Annotated in this window: 10 protein-coding genes; 4 read left to right on the top strand and 6 right to left on the bottom strand. The window is 74.8% G+C overall.

Annotation, left to right across the window (positions count from 1 at the left end):
* Positions 1-133: 133 nt before the first annotated feature.
* The 6 genes from rsgA to ACIA5F_RS18660 all read right to left on the bottom strand — a co-directional run bounded on the left by rsgA (position 134) and on the right by ACIA5F_RS18660 (position 8300).
* Positions 134-1288, bottom strand: coding sequence for a ribosome small subunit-dependent GTPase A (gene rsgA, locus ACIA5F_RS18685; protein WP_399354219.1), 1155 nt, complete (start codon positions 1286-1288; stop codon positions 134-136).
* A 284-nt stretch (positions 1289-1572) separates the two neighbouring features.
* The gene (locus ACIA5F_RS18680) at positions 1573-2145 is read right to left on the bottom strand and encodes a dihydrofolate reductase family protein (protein WP_399354217.1); all 573 of its coding nucleotides are present in this window, start codon (positions 2143-2145) and stop codon (positions 1573-1575) included.
* Between the two features lie 180 nt (positions 2146-2325).
* The gene (locus ACIA5F_RS18675) at positions 2326-3381 is read right to left on the bottom strand and encodes an SGNH/GDSL hydrolase family protein (RefSeq protein WP_399354215.1); all 1056 of its coding nucleotides are present in this window, start codon (positions 3379-3381) and stop codon (positions 2326-2328) included.
* Between the two features lie 176 nt (positions 3382-3557).
* Positions 3558-5681 carry a prolyl oligopeptidase family protein gene (locus tag ACIA5F_RS18670; RefSeq protein ID WP_399354213.1) on the bottom strand — a complete coding sequence of 708 codons (2124 nt, stop codon included), beginning with the start codon at positions 5679-5681 and terminating at the stop codon, positions 3558-3560.
* Entirely contained in the window at positions 5678-7102 is a 1425-nt protein-coding gene (locus tag ACIA5F_RS18665; RefSeq protein ID WP_399354211.1) for an MFS transporter, read from the bottom strand. The genes ACIA5F_RS18670 and ACIA5F_RS18665 overlap by 4 nt, the downstream gene beginning before the upstream one ends.
* 13 nt (positions 7103-7115) lie before the next feature.
* Positions 7116-8300 carry a radical SAM protein gene (locus tag ACIA5F_RS18660; RefSeq protein WP_399354210.1) on the bottom strand — a complete coding sequence of 395 codons (1185 nt, stop codon included), beginning with the start codon at positions 8298-8300 and terminating at the stop codon, positions 7116-7118.
* A gap of 231 nt (positions 8301-8531) precedes the next feature.
* On the opposite strand from ACIA5F_RS18660, the gene ACIA5F_RS18655 reads away from it, so the two are divergent.
* Genes ACIA5F_RS18655 through ACIA5F_RS18640 form a run of 4 tightly spaced genes read left to right on the top strand, consistent with a single transcriptional unit; the run spans position 8532 to position 13510 of the window.
* Entirely contained in the window at positions 8532-8681 is a 150-nt protein-coding gene (locus tag ACIA5F_RS18655; RefSeq protein ID WP_399354208.1) for a hypothetical protein, read from the top strand.
* Positions 8682-8697: 16 nt separating this feature from the next.
* Complete coding sequence (locus ACIA5F_RS18650) at positions 8698-12021, top strand: adenylate/guanylate cyclase domain-containing protein (protein WP_399354206.1); 3324 nt, start codon at positions 8698-8700, stop codon at positions 12019-12021.
* Positions 12018-12842 (top strand): S8 family peptidase, encoded by an 825-nt coding sequence (locus ACIA5F_RS18645; RefSeq protein WP_399354204.1) that lies wholly within the window; start codon positions 12018-12020, stop codon positions 12840-12842. The genes ACIA5F_RS18650 and ACIA5F_RS18645 overlap by 4 nt, the downstream gene beginning before the upstream one ends.
* Before the next feature lie 5 nt (positions 12843-12847).
* Entirely contained in the window at positions 12848-13510 is a 663-nt protein-coding gene (locus tag ACIA5F_RS18640; RefSeq protein WP_399354202.1) for a GAF domain-containing protein, read from the top strand.
* Positions 13511-13632: the final 122 nt, after the last annotated feature.

Genomic DNA, 13632 nt, shown 5'->3' with positions numbered 1-13632 from the left:
GGGGGTGGGGTGGGTGGGGGGTGGGTGAGGTTGGTTATTTGGTGGGAGGTTGTGGGGGGTTTGGGACCCGATCAGGGGGGGGGGGGGGGGGGGGGGGCGCGGGGGGGCGCCCCCCGGCCCCGGCCCGCCGGGCTCAGAGGCGGGGTCGGGGGCTGCCGGTCCGCTTCGCCTCGTGGTTCGCGCGGCCCTGCGCCGACTTCACGCGCCAGTCCCGGCGCATCTCGGAGCGGAGCCGGGCGTCCGTCTTGGCGAGGAGGCGCCGGTTCTCCCGCAGCAGCTTGCGGTAGCTCTCCAGGCGGCGTTCGGCGAGGTCCCCCGCGTCCACGGCGGCCAGCACCGCGCACCCCGGCTCCGCCTCGTGCGCGCAGTCGTGGAAACGGCACCGGGCGGCGTACTCCTCGATCTCCGAGAAGACCTGTCCGACACCCGCCTCGGCGTCCCACAGGCCCACGCCCCGCAGTCCGGGCGTGTCGATCAGGACGCCCCCGCCCGGCAGGACCAGCAGGTTCCGTGTCGTCGTGGTGTGGCGGCCCTTGCCGTCGACCTCACGGGCCTCCTGGACCACCATGGCGTCGGCCCCGAGGAGCGTGTTGGCCAGGGTGGACTTCCCGGCGCCCGAGATGCCGAGCAGCACGCTGGTGCCGCCCGCGACGACGGCGGCCATGGCGTCCAGCCCCTCCCCGGTGCGGGAGGAGACGGTGAGGACCGGGACCCCGGGCGCCGTGGCCTCCACGTCCGCCACCAGGTGGGAGAGCGTGGCCGGGTCCGCGACCAGGTCCGCCTTGGTCAAGGCGACCAGCGGCCGTGCCCCCGACTCCCAGGCCAGTGCGAGGAAGCGCTCGATGCGCCCCAGGTCGAGTTCGACGGCGAGGGAGACCGCGATGACCGCGTGGTCGACGTTGGCGGCGAGGATCTGCCCCTCGGACCGCTGTGAGGAGGTGGACCGTACGAAGGAGGTCCGGCGCGGCAGGTACGCCTTGACGTAGCGGGGGTTCCCGGCCGCCTCGACGGCGGCCCAGTCACCGGTGCAGATGACCCGCAGCGGGTCGTGCGGGGTGACGAACGCGGTGTCGGCGCGGACGGGGCCGTCCGCGGTCATGACGTCGCACTGGCCGCGGTCGACCCGTACGACGCGGCCGGGCAGCAGGCCCTGCGCGGCGTACGGGGCGAACTCGGCCTCCCACGCCTCGTCCCAGCCGAGGGGAGCGAGGGCGTGCGGGAGCCGGTCCTGCGGGAGGGCGGAGCGGAGCGGATCGTGGAGCGGATCGTGGAGCGGATCGTGGAACAAGGGGGGACCCTTCGGAGGGTGGCCCCGGCGGCGCGCTCGGCGCGCGGTCCGTGCGTGGTTGTCAGCCGGAGACCACAGGGGTGGGAACGATGAACTCCTGAATGCGGGCAGCGCCCGTCACCGTGACAGTCATCAATGTCCTCACCTCCTGCTTCTTCTCGACGAACCGAGGGGACCGGCCGAACGATCGAACGATCGAACTGGCGAAACGAACAGTAGGCCCGCCCCGAGGCCGCGTGCCAGTCATTTACCGCCGCGGCGTCCGGGCTGCCGCGGGACCCTTGTCAGCGGACGACGTCGAAGACGTTCTTCTGGATGCCGTTGGCGTACGCCTCGTGCTCGACGAGCTTCAGCTTCTGGGTGTCCTTGTCCGTGGTGCTGAAGAGCCGCTTGCCCGCGCCGAGCAGGAGCGGGAAGACGAGCAGGTGGTAGCGGTCGATCAGGCCGGCGTCCGAAAGGTTCCGGTTCAGGGTGGTGCTGCCGTGGACGATGATCGGGCCGCCCTCGGTCTCCTTCAGCGCGGCGACCTCGTCGAGCGAGCGCAGGATCGTCGTCCCGCCCCAGTTCGACACCAGGTCGGCGTCGGTGAGGGTGGTGGAGACGACGTACTTCGGCATCTCCTTGTAGTCGGCGAAGTCCTCCATGAGCGGCCACACCGGGCTGAACGCCTCGTAGCTGACCCGGCCCATCAGGATCGCGGCGGCTTCCTCCTGCTCCCGGCCCTTGATCTCGAACGCCTCGGGGAGGAACTCCATGTCCTTGAAGGTCCACCCGGCGTTCCGGTAGCCGGGCTCGCCGCCCGGCGCCTCCACGACGCCGTCGAGGGAGATGAAGGCGGAGCTGATCAGGGTACGCATCTGAGCTTCCTCGGTGTCTCGTGTCCTGCTCCGGTTCTCGGTGTCCGGTCGGCGCGCGGCGCGACGGGACCGCACTCGCGGCTGCGGCGCGCCGACCCTGATCTCTGACCGCCGATCACGGAGAAACTCATCGGTCCCCGCCCCCTGGCGGTTTCCAGGGGGAGTCGCCGGGCGCTGCCGTCAGCCTTGGAGGGCCTCGCGGACGGCGCGTTCGACGTGGGGAGCGGCGTTGGCGTGCTCCTTGGCGTTGGGGTGCACCAGGGTGGCCCGCTTGCCGAGGGCGGCGCAGTCGAGCGGCAGCGCGCCGGGCAGCACGGTGGGCCAGAAGTTCTCGGCGTCGCCGCAGATCCCTTCGATCCACTTGACGCCTTCGGGCTTGCAGACGTCGTGACCCACGCTGGAGGTGTAGATGTCGACGTAGCTGTCGCCGTAGCTCGCGGCGCTCTGTTCGATGATCCCGTTCAGGGCCTTCAGGACGTGGACGCGGAGCCAGTCGATGTCGGCGGAGCTGATCGGGCCGATCTGCGTCAGGTCGGAGCCGTTGCAGGCGCCGCCCTGTTCCGGGAGGACGGCCGGATAGCCGACGGTGACCACCTTGGCGTACGGCGCGGCACTGTGCACGTCGCCGAGCATCCGGTTGTACTCGTCCCGGACCCTGGCGAGCTTCTCGTCGATGCCCTCCTCGCCCTCGGGCGGATTCGTGTAGTAGTCCTTGCAGGACGTGCCGGAGAAGCCCAGTTCCAGGCATTTGAAGAGCATGCCGCCGAACGGCAGGCTGTTGCCCCCGATACCGACGGTGACGACGTCGGTCCGCTGGCCGAGCCCGGCCCGCCGGGTCTGCGGCTCGACCATGGGCCAGCTGTAGGGGTCCCCCTCGGGGGGCTGCACCGGGCTGATCGGCTGCTGCTGGTCCAGCGCGACATGGCTGATGGCGGCGTTGCCGCAGCTGACGTCGGTCAGCCGGACGGACCGGTCCAGCGGGCGCGCGGCGAGTGCCTTGCCGACGAGGTCGGGGTAGGAGCCGGCGGTGCGGTCGCAGCCGTCCCGCGACGCGTCGCCGAGTGCGGGACGCGGGGTCCCGACGAAGAGGCCGGCGGTGTAGGAGTCGCCCAGCGCGGCCCATTCGTACGGGTCGGCCGCGCCGACGGCGGTCGAGGGCAGGAGCGTGGCCGCTGCCAGCGCGGACACTCCGACTGCCAGCGCTCGCGCGCGCAGGCGGGACACAGGGTGGCGCATGGTTCCTCCGGGAGGTGCGGATGACGCCGAGGGGCCACGGAGCGTGGCTCCGGGCGGGAGAAGGCTCATCCAAGATCGTTCCCGACGATCCGGTGCACCGTGCCGCAGAACGGGGTTTTCACGCCGATCGGGTCAAATAGTCCGATCTTCGGGTTGCCCGGCGGGCCCCGCCCCCGTCAGGTCAGGTGGTGGGTGAAGAAGGCCAGGAGGTCGGCGAAGAGGGCGGTGCGGCGGGAGGCGGTGCGGGCGCCGTGACCGGTGCCGCGTTCCAGGCGGAAGAGGACCGGTAGGCCGCTGGTGGTGGCGGACTGGAGGGCGGCGGTCATCTTGCGGGCGTGCAGGGGGTCCACCCGGGTGTCCCCGTCGAAGGCGGCGAGGAGAACGGCCGGGTAGGGGGTGCCCGGACGGACGTGGTGGTAGGGCGAGTAGGAGAGCAGGCCGGCGAGTTGCCGCGGATCGGCGGCGGTGCCGTACTCGCCGACCCAGCTCGGGCCCATGCCCGCGAGTTCGTAGCGCGCCATGTCGAGCAGGGGGGCCAGACAGGCCGCGGCGGCGAAGCTCCCGGGGCGCTGGGTCAGGGCGGCGCCCACCAGCAGGCCGCCGTTGGAGGCGCCCCAGACGCCGAGTTGGCGGGGGGTGGTCCAGCCGGCCGTGACGAGGTGGTCGGCGGCGGCGTGGAAGTCGTCGAAGGTGTTCTGTTTCCGGTCGAGCGTTCCGGCGCGGTGCCACTCCTCGCCCTCCTCGCCGCCGCCGCGCAGTCCCGCGACCGCGAAGACCCCGCCGGCCCGGACCCAGGTGACGGCCTCCGGCGAGTAGGCGGGGGTCAGTGACTGGCCGAAGCCGCCGTAACCGGTGAGGAGCGTGGGGCGGGGGTGGTCCGGGGTGCCGTCCGCGGTGAGGGTGGTGGGGTCGGCGATGACGAACATCCGGACGGCCGTGCCGTCGCGCGAGGTGAAGGTGACCTGCCTGGTCTCCAGCGCCGGTTCCGGTTCCGGTTGCTGTTGCTGTTGCTGTTGCTGTTGCTGTTGCGGCACGCCGGTGCCGGGGACGGGCCAGGTGTCGAGCGCGCCGGTCCGTACGTCGAAACGCAGGACGGCCGGGGGCGTGGTGAAGTCGGTGTGGACGAACCAGGCCTGGTGCGCGTGGGCGGCGTCGACCCGGACCGGGCCGACCGTGCCGCACGAGGGGAGCGGTACGGAGCCGAGCGGGCGGCCGTCGGCCAGGTCGTGGAGGGTGATCTCGCTGACCGCGTGGCGGGTGCGGACGACGAGGGCGACCGGCCGGGCCGGGACGGGGTGCGGCGGACCGGGGTGCGGCGGGGCGCCGTCGAGGATGACGAAGTCCTCCAGGACGGCCTGCGGGTCCTGCGGGATCAGCTCGGTCCAGGTGCCGGGCCCGGGGTCGCCCGGGGTGGTGACGACCACACGTCCCCGGGGCGCGTGCAGGTCGGTGGTCAGGTAGCAGCGGCCGTCCGCGGGCGTGCCGGGGCGGACGTGCAGGGCCGAGCGCGCGTCGACGCCCTCCTGGACGGTCCGCAGCCGGGGCTTGTCCGGCGGCCCTTCGGTGAGGTCGGCGATCCAGAGGTCCTTGCGGGGCGCCGTGCCGGCGGCGGCGCTGATGACCAGCCAGCGCCCCTCGGGGGAGATGCGCACGGTGTAGTGCTGGGTCTTCTCCCGGCCGTCGCCGAAGACCACCGGGTCCCGCTCGGGGTCGGTACCGACCAGGTGCAGCCGGACCCGGCGGTGGTAGCGGCCCTCGCCGGGGTGGAGCGAGGGGTGCGGGCGGCGGACGTAGTAGAAGCCGCTGCCGTCGGGCAGCCAGGCGACGGTGCTGCGGCGAATCCGGTCGACCGGGCCGTCGAGGAGCCGGCCGGAGTCGACGTCCAGGACGAGGAGGACGGCGTCCTCGGTGCCGCCGGACGCCAGCTGGTAGGCGAGCCGGCGGCCGTCCCAGGACGGCTCCCACCGCTCCAGGGTGGTGCTGCCGCTCGGGTCGGCCCGTACGGGGTCGACCAGGACCCGTACGGCGCCGGACGGTTCGACGACGACGAGTTCGGGGTGTTCGGCCCCGGGGCGCGAGCGGGTCAGGAACAGCCGCCCGCCCGCCGGGCGCGGGGCGGAGCGGGCGCCGGGCCGCCCGGACAGCTCGGCGAGCCGGGCCTCGGCGTCCGGCCGGGCCCGCCAGCCGTCGGCGGCCTCGCGGTAGAGCGCGTCCTGCCGGTCGGTCCAGGCCCGGACGGCGGGGGCGTCGGCGTCCTCCAGCCAGCGGTACGGGTCGGGCGGCAGGACGGCGTCGGTCATGCGGGGTCCTCCCGGGGGGTACGGGGCTCGGTGGCGGAGGGGGCGGGCGGGGCGGTGGGGGCGGGAGGGGCGGGAGGGGACCCGGCCGGCGCTGGACCTGCGGCCGGCCCCGGCTCCGGCCCCGGAGCCGCGGCCGGAGCCGGGGGCGGGTTCGGGCCGGAGTGCGCGACGACGGCGGGTTCCGCCCCCGTAGCGGCCGCCCCGGCGGGCCCGGCGGGCCCGGCGCCCAAACGGCGGGTGGCCTGGAGCGGGAGCCAGCCGCCCACGGTGACCGCGCCCGTCAGCAGCGCGAGCACCGCCCAGGTGTGCGCACCGCCGAGCCCCTGCAACAGCGAACCGGCCAGGACCGGGCCCAGCGCGGCCAGGCCGCTGAGGAGCAGGCCGGTGGCGGCGCTGACCCGGCCGATCAGGTGCCGGGGCGCCTGCCCGAACAGGGCCTGCCCGACCACCACTCCGGCCGCCGGGGAGAGCAGCATCAGCAGCGTCAGCAGCACGGCGACCACCCCGGGGTGGAAGGTCAGCGTGAACACCACCAGCGCCGCCGTCCAGCCCGTGCCGATGCCGAGCAGGATGGCCGGCACGCTCAGGCGTCTGACGAACCACGGGGCCAGCAGGGAGCCGACGACCCCGCCGAGCCCCGCGCAGGACAGGACGGGCCCGATCACCCAGCCGGAGGCCCCGTCGGCGCGCAGTTCCAGGATGACGACCACGTCGATGGCGGCGGCGACCAGGTTGACGACGGCGGCGTACACGAGGATGACGAACAGCTCCCGCCGTTTCAGCAGCCAGCGGATGCCCGCTGTCAGCCCCCGGTCCTCGCTCCGCTCCTCCGGGGCCGCGGGCCGCACGGTGATCCGTAGGAGCAGCACCGCCGAGACCCCGTAGGACAGCGCGTCGACGGCGAACGGCAGCATCCGGTCGACCGCGTAGAGGGCGCCGCCGAGGGCCGGGCCCACCAGGCTCACCGCGGCCTGGACGGCCTGGCCGATGCCCAGCGCGTCGGCGAGGTCGTCCTTGGCGACGACGTCGCGGGTGAGGACGGTGGAGGCGGGCCCGAAGAGCGCGGTGGCCAGGCCCTCCACCGCGGCCACCAGCAGCAGTTGGGCGTAGGACGGCGTGCCCCCGAGCGCGGCCAGCGGGATGCTGGCCACGGCCAGCATCCGCACCAGGTCGGTGACCAGCATGACCCGGCGCCGGTTCCACCGGTCGACCAGGCTGCCCGCGGGGAGGCGGAAGCCGAGCCGGGCCACCAGGGCGACGGTGGCGACCGCACCGGCCTGCGCCGCGTTGCCGCCGAGGCTCAGGACCAGCAGCGGGTAGGCGATCGTCGAGGTCGCCGAGCCGATGTTCGAGGAGAGGTCGGCGAGGAGGAACCGCCGGAAGTCGCGGTTGGTGCGCAGGACCTCTGCCAGCAGAGCCATGCCGACCTCCCGTTCACAGCCGGCCGGTGGCGTGCAGGCGGTCGAGTATCCGCCCGTCGATGTTGTCCTGGAAGTGGGTCATGGCCTCGCCCTCGGCCTGCTCGTACTCGTAGCCGCAGGTCACCCAGCGGTCCGGTACCCCGTCGGTGTCCAGGTAGCCGTGGTCGACGTGCCCGACCTCCATGCCCGGTTTCCCGGCCGACTGCCAGCTGCTGAACAGCGTGCCGTCGGCGTTGACCACGGCCCCGTGGCGGCCTCCGGGCACCGAGCAGATCTGGCAGGTCGTCCGCATGCTCGGTCGGGCGAACCGGTAGCCGCGCTCCAGCGCCTCGACGGCCCACCCGACGAAGCGGTCCTCGACCCGCCGGACCTGTTCGAGGTCGTTGCGGTACCCGATCCCGGAGTCCCCGACCCAGGCGAAGGTGACCATGCAGCGGCGCGGGTCCACCCGGCCGTCCAGCTCGCCGAAGAGCTCGCCGATCCGGTCGACGTTGTGGTGGGAGACGTTGACCCGGAAGTTCCACACCAGCGGGGTCGCCTCGTGCGCCGCCGCCACGTTGGTGACGATGGTGTCGAAGGTGTCGCCGCCGGAGTGGGTGACCCGGGTCGCGTCGTGGTCCTCCCGGCTCCCGTCGAAGGTGATCTGTACGGAGCGCAGCCCGGCCTCGCTGAGCTGGACGGCCCGCGCGCGGGTCAGCAGGACCCCGTTGGTGGTCATCGCCGCGGAGCGGAGTCCCAGGGGGGTGAAGCGTTCCAGCAGTTCCAGGCAGCCGCGGGGGTTGAGCAGCGGCTCGCCGCCGAAGAGCAGCAGGGAGAGCCGGGTGAGACCGGCCCGTTCCATCCGCCCGGTGGTGAAGCCGACGATCCGGTCGATGGTCCGGGTGTTGAGGCGCAGCAGGTCGATGCGGGGCGGGCGGTGGCCGCCCGTCGGGTCCTGGCCGGTGTTCTGGAAGCAGTAGCCGCAGCCGAGGTTGCAGGCGGTGCTGGTCAGCACGGTCAGCGCGAAGGACGTCGTGGTGCGTTCGCGGTAGGCGCCCGCGTCGCGCAGGAACACCTCGATGTCCGGGCGCACCGTCCCGTCGGGGGCGACGTGTTCCGGTTTGAGCAGGGTCCAGGTCCGGTTGCCGATGAACCACCAGCCCCGGTCGCTCCTGATCAGGCGCGGGGCGTCCACCTCGTCCAGCCGGGTGCCGATCATTGCCTCTCCCTCGGTCGACGGGCGCGGCCGCCGTCGGCGGGCCCTGGCGGTGCACAGCGCGAGGCTAGGCAGCGGTGGTTTGCCGTCGGTATGCGACAGGTTGGCGGGCAGCTTCCGCCCGGGGCCGGGTCCGGGGCATACCGGACGCAAACCGAACCCCAACTCGCGGCTCCTACCCTCACGGTGACGGTCCGAACGCCGGGCCGACGCCATGGAAGGAGGCTGGTCGACATGGACGGGCCGACCCCCTCCGAGCTGCCCGCCGGACCCTGGGACGAGCAGCCGGACCCGGCCGACGACGGCCCGGACGTCGTCCTGCACTCCGCGGACGGGGACGACGGCGAGACCCCGTGGTGCATCGGCGACATGACGGCGTACTGACCGGAGGGCCCGACCGATGACCTGCCAGTCCTGCGCGGCACCACTGCCCGGGGGAGCACGGTTCTGCGCCCGGTGCGGCACCCCGGTCGCGGACCGGGCGCCGGTGGCCGAGGAGCGCAGGGTCGTCACCGTCCTCTTCTGCGACCTGGTCGGGTCGACGGAGCTGTCCGGCACCCTCGACGTCGAGGTGCTCCGCTCGGTGCTGCTGCGCTACTACGCGCTGATGGAGAGCCGGATCGAGGCGCACGGCGGGGTGGTGGAGAAGTTCATCGGCGACGCCGTGATGGCGGTGTTCGGCCTGACCGTGACGCGGGAGGACGACGCGCGCCGGGCGCTGGAGACGGCCCTTGACCTGCTGGACGCGCTCGGCGGGCTCAACGTCCAGCTGGAGCAGGACCACCGGGTGCGGCTCGGCGCGCGGATCGGGGTGCACACCGGTGAGGTGGTCACGACGGCCGACCCGGCCAGGCGGCAGGCACTGGTCTCCGGCGAGGTGGTGAACATCGCCGCCCGTCTGGAACAGGCGGCCGGTCCCGGGGAGGTCCTGCTCAGCGCGCAGACCTGGCGGGCCTGCGGGCCCGGCCTGACGGTCGCCGGGGCCGGTCCGCTCCCGCTGAAGGGGGTGGCCGGGCCGATCGAGGCGGCCCGGCTGCTGGGCCTCTCGGAGGCGGAGCGCGCCCCCCGCTCCGACGTGCCCTTCGTCGGCCGGGAGCGGTACCTGAGCGAACTCGACCTGGCCTGGCGGCGCGTGGCCGAGGAGCGTGACGTCCACGTCCTGACCCTGCTCGGGGAGGCGGGCATCGGCAAGACGCGCCTGGTGGACCAATGGCTGCGCAGGTCGGCCCCGGACCCGGGCCGGGTCGGCGCGGGACGCTGCCGGGCGGCCGGCACCGGGGGTTCGCTGCACGCGCTGGCCGAGTGCGTGGCGCCGCTGGCGGAGGAGACCGAGCGGCACGCCGTGGCCGCGGACGGGCCGGCCACGGCGGCGGCGCTGGCCCTGCTCCGCACGGGGCTGCTGTTCGACGGCACACCGGCCCCTTCCGAGGACGCCACCTGCGCGGCGGTCGCCCACGTGCTGACCGCGCGGACCGGGGAGCAGCCCGTGCTGCTCGTCCTGGACGACCTCCACTGGGCGGACCGGCCCTTCCTGGAGCTGCTCGACCGGCTGGTGGAGGACCTGCGCCGGCTGCCCGTCCTGGTGCTCTGCCTGGCCCGCCCCGAGCTGATGGACGCGGACCCGGCCTGGGGGTCGGGCCGGGCGAACTCGACCACGGTGACCCTCACCGGGCTCGCCCCGGAGGACTCCGCCGTCCTCGCGGCCCATCTCGTCGACCTCGCCCTGCACGACCCGGCGGCCACCGGGCGGATCGTGGCCCAGGCCGACGGCAACCCGCTCTACCTCGAACAGCTCGCCGCCATGGTCGAGGAGGCGGGCGGGGCGGAGGGGCTGCCCCCCACGCTGCACGCGCTGCTCGCCGCCCGCATCGACCGGCTGGACGAGACGGCCCGGACGGCGCTGCGCCACGCGGCGGTGGTGGGGCGCGAGTTCGACGTCGAGGACCTGGACGCGCTCGCGGGCCCGTACGGGCTCCCGGGCGCGTACGTACCGGCCGGCGGTACGGCCCCGGTCACGGCCGGGACCGGGACCGGACGCGGCGGGACCGGCGCGGCCGTGGGGGTCGGCGCGGCGGTGCTCCGCACCCTGACGCGGCGCGGACTGGTCGAGCCGATGCGCAGGCCGTTCGGCGCGAGCGCCGCCTACTGCTTCGTCAACGGCGTGACCCAGCGGGTCGCCTACGAGGGGCTGACCAAGTCCCGGCGCGGCGAACTCCACGAGCAGTACGCCGAGTACCTGCTGCGGTCCGGATGCTCCGACGCGGTGGCCGGGACGCACCTGGAGCAGGCGTACCGGTACCGCAGCGCGGTCGGCCGCCGCACCGAGCTGAACCTCGTCCTGCGCCACCGCGCGCTGCGGCTCCTGGCCCGCGCGGGCGCGGGCGCCCTCGGCCGGGTGGACCTGCCCTGGGCGCTGACCCTCTTCCAGCGCGCCGACGGGCTCGCGGAGCCGGGCGATCCGGGCCGGCCCGAGGTGTTGCAGGGGCTGGGCGAGGTCCTGCTGGCGCTCGGCCGCTCCACGGAGGCGCGCGAGACGCTGCTGCGCGCCGTGGCCGAGGCCGACGCGGTGGGGGAGAGCGCCGGAGGGGCCGAGGCGTGCGCGGCGGCGGGGACGGCCGCGCACGCCCGGCTGCACCTGGCGGCGTACGCGCACGACGAGGCGGCGCTGGAGCGGGCGGCCCTCGACGGCCTGGAGACCTTCCGGGCCTGCGGCGACGAACTGGGGCTGGCCCGGAGCCGGCTGCTGCTCGCGGGCTCCTGCCAGCGCCGGGGGCAGCACGGCCGCGCCCTGGAGGCGCTGGGCCACGCGCTGACGCACTCGCTGGCCTCGGCGGCCGACCGCGAACTCGCCAACACCCTCGGGGCGATCGGCCTCTCCCTCTGGCACGGCCCGGAGCCGGCCCCGTCCGCCGCCGCCCGCTGCGAGGCGCTGCTGACGGCGCACGGCACCGACCGGCTGCCCGTCCAGGTCACGCTCGGTTTCCCGCTCACCGTGCTGTACGCCGTCCAGGGCCGCTCCGACCGGGCCGCCGCGTGCCTGGCCGCCGGGCAGCGCGCGATGGCGGCGCTCGCCTACGGCGAGGGCGCGGTCTTCGGGCCGCTGCTCCACGGGACGCTCACCGCCCTGGCCGACCGGCCCGAACAGGCCCGGCCGGCCCTGCGCGAGGCGCTGGCGTCCGCCCGCGCGCTGCGGGCGGGCGGGCTGGTCCGCACCACCGCGCTGGAGCTGGCGCGGGCCCATCTGGCGGCCGGGCAGTGGCGCCGGGCCGCCGAGCTGGTCGAGGAGCTCGTGGTCCCCGACGGGCAGCCGGTGGTGCGGGCCAACCGTTACGGGGTGCAGGCCAGGATCCGCGCGCTCGGCGGGAGCCACGCCGAGGCCCTCCTGCTGGCCCGCGAGGCGGTCCTGCTGGCCCACCGCACCGACTCCCCCGCCGACCAGGCCACGGCCTGTCTCGACCTGGCGTACACCAGGGCCGCCCTGGGACGGCCGCGCCAGGCGAGGTCGGCGATCCTGGCCGCGCGGCGGCGCTTCACCGCCAAGGAACACCTCGTCGGGGTCGCGCGCACCCGGCGGCTGATGGCGGAACTGGGCCTGCGGGAGGAACCCGAACCGGGGCCGCCGGGGCCAGGACCGGCGCCCGGTCCGGGGCCAGTACCCGGGCCGGGGCTGCCGGACGGTCCGGCCCCCGGCGGGGGCCGCCCGGCCGGGCGGCGGGGCGCGTGAGGGCCGCGCCCCGGGCCGCCGCCCTGACCTGGAACCTGCTCGACCGCCGCCCCGCCGACATCCCCGTCACCGGCTCCGGACCGGGGCCCGTCACCCCCGAGTGGGCGTACGGCGGGGCCGACGGCACCGGTGTACGGGTCTGCGTCGTCGACAGCGGTGTGGAGGCCGGGCATCCGCTGGTCGGGGAGGTGGCCGGCTCGTACGCCGTCGTCGGGAGCGACGGCGGCCTGACGGTACGGCCGGTGGAGCCGGGGGACACCTGCGGCCACGGCACGGCCTGCGCCAGCATCGTCCGCCGCATCGCCCCCGGCTGCGAGCTGCACAGCGTCCGCATCCTCGGCGACAGCGGCGGCGGCACGGGCGACGCCCTGCTCACCGGGTTGAGCTGGGCGATCGAGCAGCGGTACGACGTGATCAACCTGAGCCTGTCGACCGCGCGCCCGCAGTTCAACCAGGTGTTGCGCGAACTGGCCGACGACGCCTACTTCAGCCGCTCGGTGATCGTCGCCTCGGCGCACAACTCCCGGATCGAAAGCTTCCCCTGGCGGTTCTCCTCGGTCATCTCGATCGGCAGCCACGCCGAGGACGACTCGGACCTCGTGCTCTACAACCCGTCCCCGCCGGTGGAGTTCTTCGCCCGGGGACAGGCCGTGCGGGTGGCCGGGCCGAACGGCAGCACGACGCGCAACACCGGCAACAGCTTCGCGGCGCCGCACGTCGCCGGGCTGAGCGCGCTCGTCCTCGGCAAGCACCCCCGCCTGACGACCTTCGAGCTGAAGACGATCCTCTACCTGACGGCAGCCAACGTACGAGGAGCCTGACACCCATGGACCACGCGGCGGACTCCACGGCGATGATCGCGGCGATCTCCGGTGCCCCGGCCGATCCCGGACCGGACGACCACGAGCTGCTGGCCTCCATCGTGCGGGTGGCGCGCTCGATCTTCGGCGCGGCGGCGAGTTCGATCTTCCTCTTCGACCGGGAGCACGACCAGCTCGTCTTCGAAGCGGTGTCCGGGGAGGGCGAGGAGTTCCTGGTCGGCACCCGGTTCCCGGCGCACCGGGGCATCGCCGGCTGGGTCGTGGACACCGGTGAACCGCTGACGGTGGACGACGTCGCGGGCAGCTCGCTCTTCGCGCACGACCTGGCGGAGCGCACCCGTTACGTGCCGGACGCGGTCATGGCGGCCCCGGTCGTCCACCGGGACGAGATCCTCGGCGTCATCCAGGTGCTCGACCCCCACCCGCAGTCGCGCTCCAGCCTCGCCGACCTGGACCTGCTGGCGTCCTTCGCCGTGCAGGCCGGGTTCGCCCTGCACGGCCTGGTCCGCAGCCGGGAGGCCCGGCGCGCGCCGGCCCTCGGCGGTGCGGAGTTCGAACGGCTGGCCTCCCTCGTACGGCTCCTCGCCGCTCTGGAACCGGAGCGGCGGGCCGCCGGGCTCCGGCTGGTCGACTCGCTGCACGAGGTGCTCGCGGCGATGGCCCACTGAGGGCGGGACGCGGCGGGGGACGCGGCGGGGATGCCGCGAGGGGGGAGACGGGCCGCGCCGGGCCGTCCGTCGTACCGGCCGCAGGTCCGTCACGGGTCGGCGCAGGTCCGTCGCAGGCCAGT

The organism is Streptomyces sp. NPDC051567 (assembly GCF_044454165.1).
In the GTDB taxonomy this organism is placed as follows: Bacteria; Actinomycetota; Actinomycetes; order Streptomycetales; family Streptomycetaceae; genus Streptomyces.
Note: the sequence above shows the minus strand (reverse complement) of the source record. Positions and strands in the feature narration are given on the sequence as shown.